Genomic DNA, 17,317 nt, shown 5'->3' with positions numbered 1-17,317 from the left:
GCTCCTCAGCCTCGCGCTCGGGTGCGGGGGTCGATGACGCCGTACAGCAGGTCCACCACGAGGTTCGCCGCGAGCACGGCCACCGTGATGATCAGGAACATTCCCTGCATGAGCGCGTAGTCGTTGTTCTGCACGGCCTGCAGCATGGTGAAGCCGACCCCTGGATAGGAGAAGACGGTCTCGACCACGATCGAGCCGGAGACCACGAAGCCCAGCGAGATCGCGAAGCCGGAGACGCTGGGGAGCATCGCGTTGCGGGCGGCGTACATGAGCATCACGCGGCGCGGAGAGAGTCCCTTCGCCTCGGCGGTGAGGATGTAGTCCTCGCTGAGGGTGGAGACCATCATGTTGCGCATCCCCAGCAGCCAGCCGCCCAGCGAGGACAGCACGATCGTCAGCGCCGGCAGGAACCCGTAGTAGAGGGCGTTGGAGATGAAGGGGTAGTCGAAGGCCGGGCGCACCAGGGTGTAGTCGTAGCCGCCGGAGATCGGGAACATCCCCAGGTTCACCGACAGCACGTAGATGAACAGCAGCGCGAGCCAGAAGTAGGGCACGGCCTGCAGGATCGTGGTGGCGGGGATCAGTGAGTCGAGCCAGGTCCCGCGCTTCCATCCCGCCAGGGTGCCCAGCGCCATCCCCAGGATGAAGGTGAAGGTGGTCGCCAGGCCCACCAGCACCAGGGTCCACGGCAGGGACTGGCCCACCACCTGGGAGACGGGGGTCGGGAAGTAGGTCACCGAGACCCCGAGATCTCCGGAGAGCAGACCGCCGAGGTAGGCGAAGTACTCCTCGAACAGCGATCGGTCCGTATCCGCTCCGAGCATCACCTCGATCGCTCTGCGGGTCTCAGGGGATACCGGTCCGCGCAGCGCGAGCTTCGCGAGGACGGCGTCCACCGGGCTCCCCGGCAGGGCGCGGGGGATGAAGAAGTTGAGGGTCACTGCGGCCCAGAGAGCCACCAGGTAGAACCCGATCTTGCGCAGGAGGTGCACTGCCTCGAGATCCTTTCGTCGCCCGGGCCGCGCCGCCTGGACCGCCGGTGTCCGGGCGGGGTGGGCGGCGCGGGCCGGTGGGTCAGCTGGCGGGGGTGATGGCCTTGAGGACCATGGAGTTGTCCGGCGCCGCCCAGGCCATCGGGTAGGCGAAGAGGTTCTCCTGGGTGGGCCAGCCGGTGACCCTCGAGGAGTTGTACTCCGTCAGGCTCGAGCCGATCATCACCGGGATCGCCGGCATCACTTCGGCCAGCCGCTGCTGGATCAGGAAGTAGTGCCCCTTCTTGACCTCGGGATCGTCGGTCGCCGCAGCGGCATCGAGTGCGGCGTCGACCTCGGGATCCGAGAAGCGGGTGACGTTGTGGTACGGGTTGCCGTTCTCGCCGACGGGGACCGTGTTGTCGGTGGAGAAGTGGTTGCGGTACGGGTAGTACGGGTCCGGGGCGGGACCCTGGCCGACGGAGTCGATGACCAGCTGATAGGTGCCGCGCGCCTTGGCGTCGTTCCACTCGTTGACCGAGACCTGCTGGGGGATCAGCTCGATGCCGATCTCCTTGTACTGCGCGGCGAGCGTGTCCAGCGCGGTGACGAAGTCGGACCAGCCGGTGGGGCAGGAGACCGTCATCGAGACCCGAACGTCGCCCTTGGCGTACACCCCGTCGGAGCCGAGCGCGTAGCCGGCGTCCTCGAGGATCTTCTTGGCCTCGTCGGGCTGGGCGTTCCAGGGAGCGTTCTCGATCGAGGGATCGATGAAGTCGGCGTCGCGCTCAGGCAGGCCGAAGGAGGGCGAGATGTCCGCGCCGAGGTCGAAGAAGGCCAGCTTGGAGAGCTGCTCGCGGTCCATCCCGTAGTAGAGGGCCTTGCGCACGGCGACGTCGGTCTGAGGTCCCTCGCAGCCCAGCTCCGGGTTGGAGGCGGCCATGAGCGCCATCTGGGAGATGCCGGTGTTGGTGAACGAGAGGTCGGGGTTGGCGGCCACGTGCTCTTCGAGGTTCGGGATCGCGGAGGACATGTAGTCGATCTCGCCGGCCAGCCACATGTCGGTCGCGGACTGGTTGCCCGAGATGGCGATCGCGCGGATCCCGCCGATGGCGGGCTTGCCCTCGTCCCAGTGCTTGTCGTTGGCCAGCAGCAGGTAGGACTCGGGGGTGAAGTCATCCAGAGCGAAGGGGCCGGTGCCCACCGGTTCCGGGTTCGCGTAGGTCGCCAGATCATCGACGTCCGCGAAGAGGTGCTCGGGGATGATCCAGGTGCGGGCCAGGGCGTTGGGACCCTCGGTGAAGGACGGCTCGGCGTATGTGATCTCGACAGTGGTGTCGTCGATCGCCTCGGCCGACGGGGCGGTGCCCGCGGCGTTGAGCGCTTCAGTGTCGAGGATCTTGGTGAAGGTGAAGGCGACATCCTTCGCGGTGAAGGGGGTGTCGTCGGCCCAGACCGCGCCGGCGCGGGTGGTCACGGTCAGGACGGTGCCGTCCTCGTTCCAGGCGTAGCTCTCGCCCAGCAGCGGGACGGGCTCCTGATCGATGGGCTCGAGGGGGTTGAAGTAGAACAGCGTCTCGTAGATCAGGCCCTGGATCAGGGAGATCACCGAGGGTGAATGCGGGTTGAAGTTCTCGGCCAGGCCGGTGTTGGCGGTGGTGGTGATGATCGGTCGCTCCTCCGCCCCACCGCCTCCGCCGTTCTCGAGGTTGGAGCTCGTGCTGCACGCCGCGAGTGCGACGGGGGCCGCGCCGAGCGCGGTGAGCTTGTACAGGTCTCGACGACTGAGGTGCATCGTTGCTCTCCTTGTCACGCATCAGTGCGTGCCGGGTCGATCGCTCCGAGGAGATTTCTTCATTACGTTAATGAAGTATCGGTATTGTGGAGACCTCGGTCACGATCCGTCAAGTGGCGGGGGCATCCGGAGCAGGCAACGGAATGATCACGATGCGGTGCGACCCGCCGTCGCCGCCCGGGTGCGAGACTGACGCGAGATTGACGCAAGACCATCTCGAGACCATCTCGAGAACAGCTCGAGAGCAGCACAGGACGAGCTCGGGAGCAGCTCGAGACCATCCCAGGACCGGAAGACAGGAGGCGGTGATGAGCGTGATCGGAGAGCGCAGAGCCTCCACCACCGACGCCGCGATCCTCGAGCTGGTGCGCCGCCGCTCGGAGACCAGCCGGGTGGAGATCTCACGGGAGCTCGGGGTGACCCCGGCGACCGTCACCTATGCCGTCAAGCGTCTGCTCGCGGCGGAGCTGCTGGTGGAGAGCGGTTTCGCTCGGTCCAACGGCGGCAAGCGCGCTTCCCTGCTGCGGCTGAACGACCAGGCGCGATGGGCGATCGGCTGCACCATCGATGCCGACCGCCTCTCCCTGGCGGGGGTGGATCTCGCCGGTGGGCTGCGCGCCCGGATCGCGGTTCCGCTGGGCTCCGCCTCCGATGCGGAGGAGGTGGGCACTGCGCTGCGCCGGGCGCTGTCCATGATCCGGCCCGAGGCCGAGGCGCACTCCGCCACCGGGATCGGTTTCGCGATCCCCTATGGGCTCGACGGGCGTGGTCCGGCCCTGGTGCGCACGATCTCGGAGGGCCTGGACATCCCTTCGATCAGTGCGAACGCACCGACCTGCGCCGCGCTCGGCAGCTTCTGGAGCGGAGAGCAGCCCGAGAGCGGGCTGTGCGCGACGGTGCACATGGATGCGGGGCTGGGGCTGTCGATCCTGCTGGATGGCCGGCCGCTGCAGCCCGGCTCGGGCAGCTCCGCCACCCTCGATCATGTGGGCATCGATCCCGACGGGGCGCCCTGCGAGTGCGGCGGCCGCGGCTGCCTCCATCAGTACGCCTCGGCCCGCGCGATCATCGAGTGCGCCGTGCGCACCGGCAGCCTGGCGCAGGACCTCGAGCTGCGGCTGACTCCGGCCTCCCTGAGCAGCGACGTGGTGCTGATCGCCCTGGCCGCCGCTCGCGGGGAGCCTCGAGCGCGTGAGGTGTTCGTGGCAGCGATCTCCGCGCTCGCCCAGGCGGTCTGGTCCGCGACCAGCGCCCTGGGGATCCGCGCGGTGGTGCTCTCCGGACCAGGGGTGCAGGTCGCCCCGGTGCTGGTCGAAGAGGTGATGGACGAGCTGCTCACTGCCCGGGCCCGCAACCTCGGCGGGGAGATGACCGTGGCGGTCTCCCAGGTCCAGCCCCATCCCTGCGCTGTCGGCGCAGCGGTGCTCGCACTGCAGACGTTCATGACCCCGGGACGGGCCTCCCGCAGCGGCCCGGCCCGCGAGCTCTCCCACGCCGGGCCGGGCGCCTGAGCGCACCGCTCCTGCCCGCACCGCTCCTGCCCGCTCGGCGAAAGAGAGCTCGACGCCTGCGCTCCTGTGGGGTGGCGCCGGCGCTCCTGCGGGGTGGCGCCTGCGCTACTGCGGGGTGGCGCCTGCGCTCCTGCGGGGTGGCGCCTGCGCTCCTGCGGGGTCACCCCCGATGCGCCCACAGGTCGCGCAGCAGGGCGATCTCGGCGAGGTGGTGGATGAGCTCTCGGCTGATGTGGGCGACGAGGGTGGCGCGGGAGTATTCGGCCCACGGCCCCTCCGCCTCGCCCACGGCGACCTGGAGGTCCTCCGCGTCCCAGGCCCGCACGCCGGCGATCCAGCGCTCGTACTCCGCGTCGAACTGGGCCAGAGCCTCCGTCGCTGTCGCGGCATAGTCCCAGCTCATGTAGTCCGCGGACGGGCCACCGTGGTGGTCGTGGCTGCGCATCGCGAGCAGGGCGACGATGATGTGCCCCAGCCGCCAGGCGATCGTGGTCAACGGCGCGGGGTCAGGCTCTGGGAACTCGAAGTCGATGACCATCGCCCCGGAGCCGCCCTGCATCGAGGTGGGCGGGAGCTCTCCGTCGGCTGCGCGCGGGTGCACGGTCCAGGCCCGGCCGGCGCCGGAGGGGTCGTAGAAGTACTCCTCGTCCGAGAGGCCCTCGAGGCGAGGACGCAGGTGCTCGCGGGCGTGGAGCTCGATCTGGTCGAGCAGGACGGTGGGCAGGTCGCCGCCGATGCCGCGGGGCTGGTCGGTCTGAGTGATGTCGGGGCTGGTCATGAGGGTTCTCCTGTGAGGGTTGGAGCAGGGAGGCGGCGCCGGCGGGCGACGCGAGGGAGCGGGAGGGGTCACCAGCCGGCGGGCGGCCAGCCCTCCCCTGCGGCGAGCGCGTTGAGCTCGTAGGCGGTCTTGCCGTCGATGCTCTCCCGCAGGATGTCCGCATGGCCGGCGTGGCGGGCGTTCTCCTCGATCAGGTGCAGGGCGTACCACCGCAGGCTCCACGTCGTGCGCCCCTCGAACCAGGGTTGGTCGGGGACGGGACCCCTGGTCTCCAGATCGACCTCACGGATCGCGGCGGCGAGCCCCGCACCGGCCTGTTGGAGCTGCTCGATCAGCGAGTCGGCGGTGTCCTTCTCGCGCAGCGCCTCGGAGGAGATGGTGCCCTCGGCCATGAGCTGATCCAGGGTGCTGGCGGGCGCCGGGGGCGCGTCCGGCGCGGCGTGGAAGGACTCTGCCGCACGCTCGGAGATCAGCAGCACGTGCCGTGCCAGGGCGCCCAAGCTCATCTCGGAGGCGCTGGGGATCTGGGCGAGCTGTTCCCGGTCGAGCCTGTGGAGGGCCGTGGCGATCTGGTCGATCTGCTGCTGGGCGAAGGTGGCGAGGCTGTCGCGCTCGTCGGTGGTCTCTGCGGTGAGGAAAGGCATCGTGCTCTCATCTCTCGTCTGCTTGGGGCCGGGACACGGTGTTCTGCGACCCTCCGGTGGTTCGAGACCCACTCTTCGCCCCCGTGCGGACAAGTGCTGTCCGCGAAGTCACCCGGCTGCCTCGATAGCACCCACTAGGATGCTGGTCATGGCCTCCGTCACAGCACGCTACCGACAGATCGTCGAGGTGCTGGCGCGCAACGGCCTCTCTGCCCTCGCTGCCCAGATCGGTCTGCGCGATCACCTTCCGCAGGCGCTGCGCCACCATCACGCGGAGGAGCGTCTGCCCATGGGGCCGGAGCGCCTGCGCACCGCTCTGGAAGAGCTCGGCCCCACCTTCGTCAAGCTCGGCCAGATGCTGTCGACCCGCAGCGATCTGCTGCCAGCGGACTACATCGCCGAGCTGACCAAGCTCCAGGACTCCGCCACCCCGGTTCCCTACGAGGCCATCGCTGCCTCGATCCGTCGCGAGCTGGGCGCCGACCCGCATGAGCTGTACCCGAGCTTCGAGGAGACACCCCTGGCCACCGCCTCCATCGGCCAGGCCCACCGGGCCCGCCTGCATGACGGCACCGAGGTGATCGTCAAGGTGCGCAAGCCCGGGGTCACCGCCGAGGTCAGGGCAGATCTGGACGTCATGAAGCAGCTGGCCTCCCTGGCCGCCCGCGAATGGGAACTGGCGCGCGATGTGGACATCGAGGCCCTGGTCGAGGCCTTCGACCGGATGATGCTCGGGGAGCTCGATTACCGCACCGAGTCCGCGAACGCCGAGCAGTTCCGCCAGAACCTGGCCGACAACCCCGCCGTACGGATCCCACTCGTGGTCGAGGAGCTGACGACCTCCGAGGTGCTCACCGAGGAACTCGTGACCGGTCGGAACATCACCGATTCCGCGGGACTGGAGGCCGCCGGAGTGGACCGCCGGGCGCTCGCGCACACCGCCACCGACGCCCTGATCCGGATGGTGCTCGTCGACGGGTTCTTCCACGCTGACCCGCACCCGGGCAACCTCTTCGTCGCCGCGGACTCCACGATCTGGCTCATCGACTTCGGGATGGTCGGCCGGCTCAACCCCGCGGCCCGTGAGGATCTGCTGTGGCTGCTGCTGGCGATGTCTCGTCATGATGAGGAGGCCATAGTCGCCTCGCTGCTGAGGCTGGCGCCCCCGCGCCGAGGGATCGACCGTCGGCGCCTCACCCGGGACGTGGGGGCCCTGGTCGAGTCGATCTCCGGGCATCCGCTGGCCGAGGTGTCGGTCTCACGGGTCGTCGAACAGATCTATGCGCTGTTGCGCCACCACCGATTGCAGCTGCCCGCCGAGGTGTCCTCCATGCTGCGGATGCTGGTGCTCACCGAGTCCACCGCCGTGGTGCTGGACCCCGACTTCCACCTGGGAACGGTGCTCCAGAGCGTGATGCCGGTGGCGCTCGTCGAGCTGCTCAGCCCGGAGGCGCTCCTGCGACGGGCCAGCTCCGCCGGGATGCAGGCGCTCCGCGTCGGGCACGAGCTGCCGGGCCGCGCGGCACGGCTGCTGGACGACTACGAGGCCCACGGCATCGACATCGGCATCCATGCCGAGGACCTCGACCGGGCCATCTCCCGCCTGGAGGGCACCGCCGACAGGCTGATCGTGGGAATGACCCTCAGCGCCCTGCTGGTGGGCATCGGCAGCTTCATCTCCGCCGCCCCTGGACGACCCTCGCAGCTGCGCGGCCCCGCGCTGCTCGGCGTCGGCGGAGCAGCCGCACTGCTGGGCACGTACCTCGCCGCGAGCGGCGGCCCCGCGCGACGGGCTGGCCGCTTCGTGCACCGCACCTTCACCCGGCGCTGATCACCCCTGCGGACAGGTCCTGTCCGCGAAGTCAGTCATGCTGTGTGCATGAGCGATGTGACCACGAGGGCGCTGCGACTGCTGGCCCTGCTGCAGTCGAGATCGGTGTGGACCGGGCCGGAGCTCGCCGCGGAGATGGCCGTGACCACGCGGACGGTGCGGCGCGATGTGGATCGGCTGCGGGAGCTGGGCTATCCGGTGCTCACCTCGGCCGGGCACGGCGGCGGCTACCAGCTCGGCGCGGGCCGAGCGCTGCCGCCCCTGCTGCTGAGCTCGAGCGAAGCGGTCGCGGTGGCGGTGGGACTGCGACTGGCGGCGTCCTCCGGGGTGGACGGCCTGGACGAGGAAGCACTCCGGGCCCTCGCCGCCCTGGACCGGATCCTCCCGGCGCCGGTGCGGGCGGAGGTGGGCGCGATCAGCGAGGCGATGGGGGTGATCACCCGGCCAGCCGCCGGTATCCGCTCCGAGGTGCTGATGACCCTGGCCACCGCGGTGCGGGACGGGGTGCGGGTGCGGGTGGACTACGAGCGGGCCGACGGCGAGCGCGCCGAGCGCCGGCTCGAACCGCACCGGGTGCTGTCCATGGAAGGGCGGTGGTACCTCTTCGCCTGGGACCTGGACCGCGAGGACTGGCGCACCTTCCGGCTGGACCGCATGCACGCGGTGCACACCTCGACCTTCGCCATCACCCCGCGAGCGACCCCGGATATCGAGGCGGTGGTGCGGGAGTCGATCACCGTGGGCGGGTATCCGAGGTCGACGACGGTGCGGATCCTGGCCCCGTACGAGCAGGTCGCGCCGCACGTCCCGGCGAGGTCCGGAACGGTCACGGCCGACGGGCCGGATGCCTGCATCCTCCGCGCGGGCGCCGATGAGCTGCACTGGGTGGCGATGTACCTGGCGTGGATCGGCGCCCCGATCGAGGTGATCGACCCGCCCGAGCTGCTCGAGGTGATCGCCTCCCTGCGCGACTGGACGGGCACGGTCCGGAAGGCGCCAGAGGAGGGGCGGGGCGTGTCGGATCCGGGGCGATGAGCCGTTCCCTCCGGGGTACCGTCGGCCTATGCTGAGCGGCAGAGCTCCGGGGCGGGCGGAATGGGCCGTCGTCCCCCTGCTGGAACGGACACTCACTCTCCATGGCTGCTCACCGCCGACCACTCGCCCTGCTCAGCGCGCTCCTGCTCGCCCTGGTGCTGGCGGCGTGCAGCGGCGCCGCTCCCCCGCCGGAGCCCGAACCTCCCGAGCCCCCGAGCGCCGGCAGCGACCTCCCGGGTCACCAGGTGCCCTCGGTCGATGCCGATGCCCCGGTCCCCTCCGAGGGCGAGCCCGGGGCGCACGTCGATGGCAGCGGGGAGGGGGCGCCGCTCACGGCCACCACGATCACCGGGGTCTGGCCTGATCAGAGCTGGCAGATCGAGGAGCTCGAGGGGGATGCCTGCGCCGACCGGGCCCCGCAGATCTCCCGCTGGGTGCTGGGCGAGAACTACTTCGGCTGCGGCGCAGAGGAGGATCTGCTGGTCGCCTGCAAGCAGGTGGCCGGCGATGAGGCGCTGTGCGTGCGGGACCCGCCGGAGAAGACGGCCGTGCGCATCCACTCCCCCGCGATCGACGGGTTCACGGCGCCGTCCCCCGAGGCCCCGCTGCCGCTGATGGTGATCCTGGCCGACGGCACCACCTGCACCCCCGTCGCACGCGACGGCATCGAGCATCATGCTGGGCGTCAGAGCTGGCTGTACTGCGGTGAGAACTCCGCCCTGCTGCTGGACATCACGACCGCGAGCTACTACTTCGATCCCGATGGAGCGGTATGGACGGCCGACCTCGGAGTGGGCGGCGCCGAGCCGACCACGGTCGAGGTCCGGGAGATCATCTACGCCGGCACGCCCGAGGACGTCGAGGCACAGGGCTTCCAGGCCGGCTGAGCCTTTCGGCGGCGGGCCACCGTCAGAGCAGCAGCAGGCCCAGCGCGGCGGCGACGGTGAGCACCAGGATCAGGTTCTCGAACACCTTCTGCGGGATCCGTCGGGCGACCTTCGAGCCGGCGTACGCGCCGATCAGCACGACCGGGATCAGCATCGCGTCCATCACCAGGGTGTCGCGGGTGATCAGTCCCAGCCCTGCGGAGAACGGCACCTTGAAGAGGTTCACGATCGCGAAGTACCAGGCGGACGTGCCGAGGAAGGTCAGCACCGGCATCCGCATCGCGTAGAAGTACAGCGACATCACGGGCCCGGCGGCGTTGGCGACCATGGTGGTGAAGCCGCCGAGCAGCCCATAGCCCATGCCCTGCATGGTCGCGGCAGCGCCGGGCTGCGAGCCGCGAGCCTCCGCCCGGGTGGCGGGCAGGCCCTTCCCCTCGGCGGTGCCGGCTGCTTCGCGGCGTTGGGCGAGCTGCCGCCGGGTCACGGTGACGATCACCAGGGTCAGCAGGATGATGCCGATGGTCAGGCGCACCGCGTCACCGTCGACGCGGGCGAAATAGAACGCGCCGATCACCACCCCGATCATGGCGCTGGGCAGCAGGCGCACCAGGGTGCGCACGTCGGGTTCGCGCCGGTACACCCACAGCGCGGTCATATCGCCCACGATCAGCAGGAGCAGCAGCGCAGCGGTGGACTCCTTCGCGGGCATCGCAAAGGCGAAGATGCCCACGGCGATGGTGCCGGCACCGGGCAGGGCGGTCTTGGAGAAGCCGACGATCAGGGCGCCGAGGGCCACCAGCAGCCAGGCAACGGGGCTCATGGTGGGGATCAGCGCAGCAAGGTCAGGCACGGTGAGTGAACCTATCAGCGCACGGTGCGGGCGGGTGCGGCGGTCCGCGCGGGTGGTTCGCCCGTGCTCATGCTCAGCGTTCCCCGTCGGCGTCGGCTCCGACGGAGAGTGCGCGGTCCAGGAGACCGGAAACCTGGGTGAGCACCTCGTCGACGGGCCGCTCGGCGAGGGAGCTCATGAACGGTTCGATCTTGACGGGGCCGGTGTAGCCCGCGTGCGTGATTGCCCGCAGGAAGCTGTCGAGGTCGATGACGCCGGTATCGAAGGGCAGACGGCGATCGAGGTCCTGTTGCTGGTCGCGTTCGCGGTCGGCGCGGGCATCGTTGAGGTCCACGGAGATGATGTCGGCGTCGGAGAGACCCTCCAGCTGCGCGGCACCCTCCCCGGCGGTGTACCAGTGGTAGGTGTCGAGGATGAGGCCCACGTTGCCGGCGCCGGTCTCGGCGATCAGCTCGCGGAGCTCGCGCAGGGAGTGGATGAAGGGGAAGCGCTCGGCGGACCAGAAGGTCTTCGGGCCGATGTACTCCAGACCCAGCCGGATCCCCGCATCCTCGAGCAGCGCGGCCACGAGCGAGATGCGCCCCAGATGCAGGCGCCAGTTCTGGCGATGGTCGAGCTCCTGGTGCATCGGACGGATCCACGTGCCCATGCGGGTGACGCCGGCGGCCTTCAGCAGCTCGAGATCGGCCGGCAGGTCCACGAGTGCCTGGCGGAAGTCCGCGGCGGGGGCGTCGAGGGCGACGGGCAGGCCCGCCATCCCCCACTGCAGGCCCTGCTCGCGGACCGCGTCGGCATGCTCGGCGGTGCCGGAGGGCCCCAGGGTGCGGAAGTGGGCGAGGTCGGGGTCGACGCCGCCGAAGCCGTGGGCGGCCGCGAGGTCGACGGCGCGGGGATGGCTCAGGTCGAGTCCAAGGGCGCCGGGTGAGAGAGTCGAGAACATGGGTGCTCCTCCGTGAGAGGGGTGACGGTGCCGGTCGGGGTCGGAGGATCGGGGCCGGACCTTCGGGGTCAGTGCTGGGCGGGTCGGTCGATCGGGATCAGTGCAGGGCGGGGTCAATGCGGGGCGGGTTCAGTGCAGGGCGGGGTCGTGGCCGCCGAGGTCTTCGAGCAGCAGGCCGATCCGGGTGGCGAGCAGGGCGACCGCGGCATCGACCGCTAGGCCGGCCCCGAGCAGCAGCGCGAGCGGCCACACCGTCGTGCTCACCAGTGCCCAGGCGGCCACCAGCAGCACCAGGGCGAGGCCTCGGAACGGGACGGCGCCGGGCATCAGGAGGGCGAGCCGCCAGGTGACCAGCACGTCCTGGCGACGCACTCGCGGGGCGACGGCGATCGCGGCGAGGGAGACGGTCGCCCAGCCGGCGGCGATCGCACCGAGGGTTCCGAGCACGGCCATCACCGCGGGGTTGCTGCTGAGCCCGGCGGCGGCTTGCCAGAGCATCGCGAGCGCCAGCATCTGCACCGCCATCAGAGGCAGCATCCGCACACCGGCGGGGACCAGCTCGCGCCGGTAGGACTCCCACATCAGCGGCAGCACCCGCGTCAGCTCGCCGCGCCGCTGAGCGCGCAGCGCATCGGCCGCGGCGCAGGTGGCCGGGGCGATGCCGACCACGATCAGGCCCAGGAGCGTCAGTGCCAGCCACACCAGCTGGACGCGCACGACGGCGTGCAGGTGTTCGACGCCCTCCACGAGCCAGGTGGTGTGACGCCGGGGTCGCACGGCGAAGGCAGTGGCGTTGCTCGTGTCGGTGCTGCTGTCGCTGATGTCAGTGCTGCTGTCGCTGATGCCGGTGCTGCTGTCGCTGATGCCGGTGCTGTTCATGTCCTGCTCCTTGCCTCGACGCCGAGCTTTCGGCGGGGGGACAGCTCTTCCTCGAGGAACAGGCAGGCCGCGCCGATCGCGCCGGCGGCGTTGCCGAGCTCCGAGAAGTGCAGCGTGCACTCCGAGCCCTCGAGCCAGTCCGCGGTGCCCGCACGGATCCGGGGTGCGGCCAGCGGCAGCAGCGCGGTCAGCGCCGGCCCGCCGACGATGATCCGCTGCGGATCGTGGATGCGGGAGAGGATGTCCAGCGCCGCGACCACGGCGGCGAGATGGCGCTCCACGGCCTCGAGGGCTCCGCTCTCCCCGCGCTGCGCGGCAGCGGCGATCTCGTCCACCGCAGCGGGGATGTCGTCCGGGCAGACATCCGCGCCCGCGGAGGTGGCACGCTCGATCATGCGACGTGCGTCGGTGAACAGGTTCAGGCAGCCGTAGCGGCCGCAGCGGCAGATCTCGTCGGTGACGCCGGTGGGCAGGTGCCCGATCTCGCCGGCGTGGGTGGTGGCGCCGCGGTGGACGCGGCCATCCGCGCTCACCGCCGAGCCGGCCCCGTGGCTGAGGTAGAGATAGAGCACGATCTCCTCGGCCGGGAGGTGCCCGGCCCAGATCTCACCGGTCAGCGCCGCATTGGTGTCCTTGTCCAGGAGGGCGGGCAGGCCCGTGGCCGCCTCGAGCTCGGCGGCAATGGGGACACCGTGCCAGCCCGGCAGCCAGGGCGGTTCCATGATCGCGCCGGCGACGACGTCCAGCGGGGCGGGGGCGGCGACCCCGATCCCGAGCACCACCCGCCGCGGCGGGTCCTGCAGGGAGGTCTCCCCGTCAGCGTCCCCGACCGGGGCACGGCCCGGGAGCTCGTGGATCTTGACCGCGCCGTGAAGCGCGCAGAGTCGCTCGATCTCGGCGACGATACGGGCGAGGTCCGCGGCGGCATCCTCGGAGGGGGCCGCGAGGGTGGTGGTGTCCACGGCGTTGCCCTGCAGATCGCAGATGACGACGGTCAGGTGCGCGGGATCCACGTGCAGGCCGATGGTCCAGCGGGAGTCGGACACGGCCCGCAGCATCGTGGTGGGCTTGCCGGGCCCGGAGATGCGCTGACCTGCGGTCTCGATGAGCCCCTCGCGAAGGAGCCGGCGAGCGATCAGCGAGACCGTCTGCCGCGACAGCCCGCTGCCGCGCACCACCTGGGACTGAGAGATCCCCTCGGACGCCGAGCAGATCATCTGCAGCACCAGTTTCTCGTTGTAGGAGCCGATGTCCACCATCGATGTCCCGCGCATGCCGCTCCTCCCTGATCAGGCGTTCTTCCCCGGCCGGTCCGGGCGAGAACTCCCTCGCTCCGGCGCACGATACGCCGGGCTCGTCGGTGCCACGAGAAAACTCGTCAGTGCCGACCCGTTGATTATGTCAATCAGTGTGAGTAACCTACCTCACCAACGGCGGAGGGATCTTCCGATCCCCTCGACCCGCCGTGGCGGGAGCACTCCGTCCCGCCCCGTGCACGCACCGACAACGACGCGGTGCCACCGGAAGGAGCATCATGAGCGCGAGCGACTCGATCGCCGCAGCCAGGCCCACCCACTCCAGGGGAGCCCCACCGCGCAGCGTTGCGGCCGGCCCACCCCAGGAGAAGGCCCGCGGCGGCCGCGGCCGCCGGAGGATGAGCGCCAGCTGTTCCAGATCACGGGGCCCTGGGGCGTGCGGGGCCAAGCGGACTACAAGCCCGACATGAACTACACCGTCACCCATCTGCCCGTGCAGAACGAGGGCGATGACCCGTTCACCTGGGCCGGCGGCTTCGCGCTGACGATGCCGAAGGGGTCGAGCATGTCCGAAGCGGCGTGGAGGTTCATGACCTTCTACGCCGGACATGAGGGTCAGAAGACCCTCATGAACGGCATCAGCCGCATCCCCACCAACCTCGAGGCGATCGCCGACCCCGAGGGATGGAACCAGGACATCCGCTTCTTCGCCGAGCTGCTGGACGTCGCGCAGTCGCGGCCGCCGCTGCCCGTCGGCACGAAGCTGTGGGACTCGATGATGACGATGCAGGAGAGCCTGAACCAGCGCTCCGACACCCCGGAGAACCTGGTGAAGGAGGCCCAGGCCTACGTCGACCCGACCATGCAGCAGTTCTGCCCGTTCCGTCTCCCCGAGGGCTTCGGGGAACCGGATCCGAATCTTCGCCTGCCCGACTGAGCCGCGCAGGCGCTGCGGGGCCCCGGCCCCGACCCGACGTGCGGTGGTAAGTCCTGCGGGCATGCCGCATCCCGCCCGAAAGAACGTGAGGAAGAATGTCCGCACCACTACGTATCGCCGCCCTCTCAGCCTGGCACGTCCATGCCGAGGAGTACGCCCGGGAGGCGCAGCAGCAACCCGGCACCGAGCTGATCGCCGTCTGGGATGAGGACGCCGAGCGCGGCCGCGCCCTGGCCGAGACGCTCGGGGTCGAGTTCGCCCCGGACCTCGAGAGGCTGCTGGCCCGGGAGGATCTGGACGGCGTCACCGTCACCACCGCCACCCGCGCGCACCGCGACGTGATCGGGCGTGCGATCGCGGCCGGCAAGCACGTGTTCACCGAGAAGCTGCTGGCCCCCACCGTCGCCGAGGGCGAGGAACTGATCGCCGCGGCACGTGAAGCGGGGGTGCGGCTGACCGTCTCCCTGCCCCGCCTCGCCCACGGCTACGCGCTCGCGCTGCGCCGCGTGCTCGAGGAGGGGCGGCTCGGGCGCCTGACCTATTCGCGGGTGCGGCTGGCCCACAACGGGTCCATCGGCGACTGGCTGCCAGCACGCTTCTACGATCCGGCCACCGCGATCGGCGGGGCGTTCAGCGACCTCGCCGCCCACCCCGTCTACCTGACCCAGCTGGTCCTGGGCACCGACGCGCAGGTGCGCTCGGCGGTCTACACCGACATGACCGGCCGCGGCGTGGAGGACAACGCCGTGGTCACCGTGACCGGCTCCGACGGCGCGATCGGAGTGATCGAGACCGGGTTCGTGACCCCCACGAGCCCCTTCTCGATCGAGGTGCAGGGCACGAAGGGCTCGTTCCAGCACGGGCTCGGGGCCGACGGCGGCACCACCGTCGACACCGGCGAGGGCCCCGTCCCCCTCGACCTCCCGGAGGACGCCGAGAACCCCTTCGCGCAGTGGGTCGAGGCGATCCGCACCGGTGAGGACACCGTCGAGAACCTCGAGCGGGCTCAGGCCCTCACCGCCCTCGTGGTCGCCGCGAACGCCGCGGCCGCCTGAGGCACACCTGCACGCGCCCGAACCAAGCACGTCCAGCACGACCCCCACGACTTCTGAGGAGCTTCCCATGAGCACGACTGTCCCCTCCCCCGTCCGCATCGGAATCCTGGGCGGCGGCGGCATCGCCACCGCTCACCTGAACGCCTACGCGACCGTCTCCGACCGTGCGAAGGTCACCGCCATCGCCGACGTCGACCCCGAGGCGCTCGCCCGGCGCGAGGCTGAGACCGGCGCGAAGGGCTACACCGACTTCCTGGAGCTGGTGAAGGACGAGAACGTCGACGCGATCGACATCTGCCTGCCCCACCACCTCCACACCCCGGCGATCCTCGCGGCCGCCGCGGCGGGCAAGCACATCCTGTGCGAGAAGCCGCTGTGCCTCACCCCCGAGGAGGCGAAAGAGGTCAGCGACGCGGTGCAGAAGGCGGGCGTGACGCTGATGTGCGCGCACAACCAGCTGTTCATGCCGGCCGTCGCGAAGGCCAAGGAGATCCTCGACGCCGGCACGCTGGGCGAGGTGTACGAGGTGCGCACCACCGACTCGTTCTACAACGACTTCGATCCCGACTCGATGGGCTGGCGCGCGAACGCTGCGACCTCCGGCGGCGGCGAGCTGATCGACACCGGCTACCACCCCACCTACCTGATGCTGCACCTCGCGGGCGCAGTGCCCACCAGCGCCTTCGCGATGCTGTCCACCCACCGCCTGAAGTTCATGGAGGGTGAGGACTCGGCGCAGGTGCTGGTGCGCTTCGAGAACGGGGCCGTGGGCCAGATGGTCACCTCCTGGGCGTATCAGGCGGCGCCGGGCACGGACCGCTTCTCGGTGGTGGGCGAGAAGGGCTCGCTCAGCTCCGACGGCTCGACCCTGCGGGTGCAGGTGCGCGGTGAGGAGGAGCAGGTCTTCGAGCACGAGGAGGTGGAGACCTTCGCCGCTGAGATCGCGCACTTCGTGGACTGCCTGCTCACCGGCGAGCGCCCGATCAACACCGAGGTCGAGGGGGTCAGCGTGCTCGGCGTGATCCTCGCGGCGTACGAGTCCTCCCGCACCGGGAAGATGGCCGACGTCATCAGCCTCTGAGGCTGCGCCACAGCTCGCCGGTTCTGCGCGCTGAGGGCTGGTGCTTCATCGACCGTCGGTCCTCAGCGCGCTATCTGTGATTCGGAGCCGACAACTTCACCCAGTGGTGATGACGCTGGCGCTTCACGTCCTCGTGGCCCGCTGGTCACGGGAGCGGCTCAGGTTCCCCTCAGGCGATCCAGCCGATGTTGGCGACGCCGGAACCGTCGGCCCCGGCGCGGGCGGAGCTGATCACCAGGGCCATGGCTGCGGAGCCGGGGTCGATGACGCCCTGGGAGGCTTCGCCGACGTAGCTGGCACGGCCGCGACGCGCGATGGTCTGCGCCGTGGCGGTGGCCCCGGCGACCGCGGCATCCTCCGCCGCGAACAGGGCCTCGACGGCGGACGTCTCCGCATCGGCCTCGAGGGCCGCGCGCAGGGCGGTGACGGCCGGGTCGAGTGAGTCGATCATCGTCTTGTCGCCCACCTTCGCCTCGCCGTAGCGCTGCACGGTGGCCTGGCCGGCGGCGAGCGCGTCGGCGAACTCGGCGATGGTGGGCACGGCGCCGCCTCCCTCCTCCCCTGCCTTGGCGAGGTCGCGGAAGAACATGCCGAAGAGGGGCCCGCTGGTGCCGCCCACCCCGAGCCACGCCATGTACAGCGCCGTCAGCCACTCGCGGTAGCTGCTGGGTTCGTCGGCCTCGAGGTTCCGGTCGAGGTGCTTCATCGCCGTGCGGACGTTGGTGCCGAAGTCGCCGTCGCCGGCGCGGCGGTCGAGGTCGCCGAGCTCGTCCGCGGAGCCCACGAGGGCCTCGCGCAGGGTGAGGACGAAGGCGCGCCCGAAGCTCGCGGGGAGGGTCCTGTGGGGGGTCTGATCGTTCATGGGGT

Annotated in this window: 16 protein-coding genes; 7 read left to right on the top strand and 9 right to left on the bottom strand. The window is 70.5% G+C overall.

Annotation, left to right across the window (positions count from 1 at the left end; genetic code table 11):
• Positions 1-5 precede the first annotated feature (5 nt).
• Positions 6-992: an ABC transporter permease gene (locus ACT3UF_RS07220; RefSeq protein ID WP_441444240.1), complete on the bottom strand. Its 987-nt coding sequence runs from the start codon at positions 990-992 to the stop codon at positions 6-8.
• Between the two features lie 82 nt (positions 993-1,074).
• The gene (locus ACT3UF_RS07215; RefSeq protein ID WP_442332771.1) at positions 1,075-2,766 is read right to left on the bottom strand and encodes an ABC transporter substrate-binding protein; all 1,692 of its coding nucleotides are present in this window, start codon (positions 2,764-2,766) and stop codon (positions 1,075-1,077) included.
• Positions 2,767-3,074: 308 nt separating this feature from the next.
• Between ACT3UF_RS07215 and ACT3UF_RS07210 the strand changes: the two genes are divergently transcribed.
• On the top strand, positions 3,075-4,277 hold the full coding sequence (locus ACT3UF_RS07210) for an ROK family protein (RefSeq protein WP_441444238.1): 1,203 nt from the start codon (positions 3,075-3,077) through the stop codon (positions 4,275-4,277).
• Positions 4,278-4,437: 160 nt separating this feature from the next.
• Here the strand turns inward: ACT3UF_RS07210 and ACT3UF_RS07205 are convergent, their stop codons facing one another.
• Both ACT3UF_RS07205 and ACT3UF_RS07200 read right to left on the bottom strand, forming a co-directional pair.
• Positions 4,438-5,055, bottom strand: coding sequence for a DinB family protein (locus ACT3UF_RS07205; RefSeq protein ID WP_441444237.1), 618 nt, complete (start codon positions 5,053-5,055; stop codon positions 4,438-4,440).
• A 68-nt stretch (positions 5,056-5,123) separates the two neighbouring features.
• Entirely contained in the window at positions 5,124-5,699 is a 576-nt protein-coding gene (locus ACT3UF_RS07200) for a mycothiol transferase (RefSeq protein WP_441444236.1), read from the bottom strand.
• Between the two features lie 148 nt (positions 5,700-5,847).
• Here ACT3UF_RS07200 and ACT3UF_RS07195 point away from each other — a divergent pair, with 148 nt between their 5' ends.
• The 3 genes from ACT3UF_RS07195 (at position 5,848) to ACT3UF_RS07185 (ending at position 9,452) form a co-directional block, all read left to right on the top strand.
• Complete coding sequence (locus ACT3UF_RS07195; protein WP_441444235.1) at positions 5,848-7,530, top strand: ABC1 kinase family protein; 1,683 nt, start codon at positions 5,848-5,850, stop codon at positions 7,528-7,530.
• Between the two features lie 48 nt (positions 7,531-7,578).
• Positions 7,579-8,565: a helix-turn-helix transcriptional regulator gene (locus tag ACT3UF_RS07190; RefSeq protein ID WP_345076056.1), complete on the top strand. Its 987-nt coding sequence runs from the start codon at positions 7,579-7,581 to the stop codon at positions 8,563-8,565.
• Between the two features lie 101 nt (positions 8,566-8,666).
• Complete coding sequence (locus ACT3UF_RS07185) at positions 8,667-9,452, top strand: hypothetical protein (RefSeq protein WP_444592306.1); 786 nt, start codon at positions 8,667-8,669, stop codon at positions 9,450-9,452.
• Between the two features lie 22 nt (positions 9,453-9,474).
• On the opposite strand, the gene ACT3UF_RS07180 is transcribed toward ACT3UF_RS07185, so the two are convergent.
• From ACT3UF_RS07180 to ACT3UF_RS07165, 4 genes are all read right to left on the bottom strand, one after another.
• On the bottom strand, positions 9,475-10,302 hold the full coding sequence (locus ACT3UF_RS07180; protein ID WP_444592305.1) for a sulfite exporter TauE/SafE family protein: 828 nt from the start codon (positions 10,300-10,302) through the stop codon (positions 9,475-9,477).
• A gap of 73 nt (positions 10,303-10,375) precedes the next feature.
• Positions 10,376-11,242, bottom strand: coding sequence for a sugar phosphate isomerase/epimerase family protein (locus ACT3UF_RS07175; RefSeq protein WP_444592304.1), 867 nt, complete (start codon positions 11,240-11,242; stop codon positions 10,376-10,378).
• Between the two features lie 129 nt (positions 11,243-11,371).
• Entirely contained in the window at positions 11,372-12,121 is a 750-nt protein-coding gene (locus ACT3UF_RS07170) for a DUF624 domain-containing protein (RefSeq protein WP_444608208.1), read from the bottom strand.
• Positions 12,118-13,395 carry an ROK family transcriptional regulator gene (locus tag ACT3UF_RS07165; RefSeq protein WP_444592302.1) on the bottom strand — a complete coding sequence of 426 codons (1,278 nt, stop codon included), beginning with the start codon at positions 13,393-13,395 and terminating at the stop codon, positions 12,118-12,120. The genes ACT3UF_RS07170 and ACT3UF_RS07165 overlap by 4 nt, the downstream gene beginning before the upstream one ends.
• Between ACT3UF_RS07165 and ACT3UF_RS07160 the strand changes: the two genes are divergently transcribed.
• The 3 genes from ACT3UF_RS07160 (at position 13,370) to ACT3UF_RS07150 (ending at position 16,450) form a co-directional block, all read left to right on the top strand.
• Positions 13,370-14,314 (top strand): extracellular solute-binding protein, encoded by a 945-nt coding sequence (locus tag ACT3UF_RS07160; protein ID WP_444608207.1) that lies wholly within the window; start codon positions 13,370-13,372, stop codon positions 14,312-14,314. The genes ACT3UF_RS07165 and ACT3UF_RS07160 overlap by 26 nt on opposite strands.
• A 95-nt stretch (positions 14,315-14,409) precedes the next feature.
• A complete protein-coding gene (locus tag ACT3UF_RS07155) occupies positions 14,410-15,369 on the top strand; it encodes a Gfo/Idh/MocA family protein (protein ID WP_444592298.1) in 960 nt (319 codons plus the stop codon).
• 67 nt (positions 15,370-15,436) lie between these two features.
• Positions 15,437-16,450 (top strand): Gfo/Idh/MocA family protein, encoded by a 1,014-nt coding sequence (locus tag ACT3UF_RS07150; protein ID WP_444592297.1) that lies wholly within the window; start codon positions 15,437-15,439, stop codon positions 16,448-16,450.
• A 169-nt stretch (positions 16,451-16,619) separates the two neighbouring features.
• On the opposite strand, the gene ACT3UF_RS07145 is transcribed toward ACT3UF_RS07150, so the two are convergent.
• Positions 16,620-17,312 carry a DAK2 domain-containing protein gene (locus ACT3UF_RS07145; RefSeq protein ID WP_444592296.1) on the bottom strand — a complete coding sequence of 231 codons (693 nt, stop codon included), beginning with the start codon at positions 17,310-17,312 and terminating at the stop codon, positions 16,620-16,622.
• Positions 17,313-17,317: the final 5 nt, after the last annotated feature.

The sequence above is a fragment of the Brachybacterium sp. AOP24-D1-21 genome, from assembly GCF_052378665.1.
Lineage (GTDB): Bacteria > Actinomycetota > Actinomycetes > Actinomycetales > Dermabacteraceae > Brachybacterium.
The sequence above is the reverse complement of the archived record's forward strand: the minus strand, read 5'-3'. Positions and strand labels throughout refer to the sequence as shown.

Excerpts from the sequence above, each read along its gene's own strand:
- ACT3UF_RS07205 (WP_441444237.1), bottom strand. The coding sequence starts at position 5,055 with ATGACCAGCCCCGACATCACTCAGACCGACCAGCCCCGCGGCATCGGC.
- ACT3UF_RS07175 (WP_444592304.1), bottom strand. The coding sequence starts at position 11,242 with ATGTTCTCGACTCTCTCACCCGGCGCCCTTGGACTCGACCTGAGCCAT.
- ACT3UF_RS07200 (WP_441444236.1), bottom strand. The coding sequence starts at position 5,699 with ATGCCTTTCCTCACCGCAGAGACCACCGACGAGCGCGACAGCCTCGCC.
- ACT3UF_RS07165 (WP_444592302.1), bottom strand. The coding sequence starts at position 13,395 with ATGCGCGGGACATCGATGGTGGACATCGGCTCCTACAACGAGAAACTG.
- ACT3UF_RS07215 (WP_442332771.1), bottom strand. The coding sequence starts at position 2,766 with ATGCACCTCAGTCGTCGAGACCTGTACAAGCTCACCGCGCTCGGCGCG.
- ACT3UF_RS07160 (WP_444608207.1), top strand. The coding sequence starts at position 13,370 with ATGTCCACCATCGATGTCCCGCGCATGCCGCTCCTCCCTGATCAGGCG.
- ACT3UF_RS07155 (WP_444592298.1), top strand. The coding sequence starts at position 14,410 with ATGTCCGCACCACTACGTATCGCCGCCCTCTCAGCCTGGCACGTCCAT.
- ACT3UF_RS07170 (WP_444608208.1), bottom strand. The coding sequence starts at position 12,121 with ATGAACAGCACCGGCATCAGCGACAGCAGCACCGGCATCAGCGACAGC.
- ACT3UF_RS07150 (WP_444592297.1), top strand. The coding sequence starts at position 15,437 with ATGAGCACGACTGTCCCCTCCCCCGTCCGCATCGGAATCCTGGGCGGC.
- ACT3UF_RS07195 (WP_441444235.1), top strand. The coding sequence starts at position 5,848 with ATGGCCTCCGTCACAGCACGCTACCGACAGATCGTCGAGGTGCTGGCG.
- ACT3UF_RS07185 (WP_444592306.1), top strand. The coding sequence starts at position 8,667 with ATGGCTGCTCACCGCCGACCACTCGCCCTGCTCAGCGCGCTCCTGCTC.
- ACT3UF_RS07145 (WP_444592296.1), bottom strand. The coding sequence starts at position 17,312 with ATGAACGATCAGACCCCCCACAGGACCCTCCCCGCGAGCTTCGGGCGC.
- ACT3UF_RS07210 (WP_441444238.1), top strand. The coding sequence starts at position 3,075 with ATGAGCGTGATCGGAGAGCGCAGAGCCTCCACCACCGACGCCGCGATC.
- ACT3UF_RS07190 (WP_345076056.1), top strand. The coding sequence starts at position 7,579 with ATGAGCGATGTGACCACGAGGGCGCTGCGACTGCTGGCCCTGCTGCAG.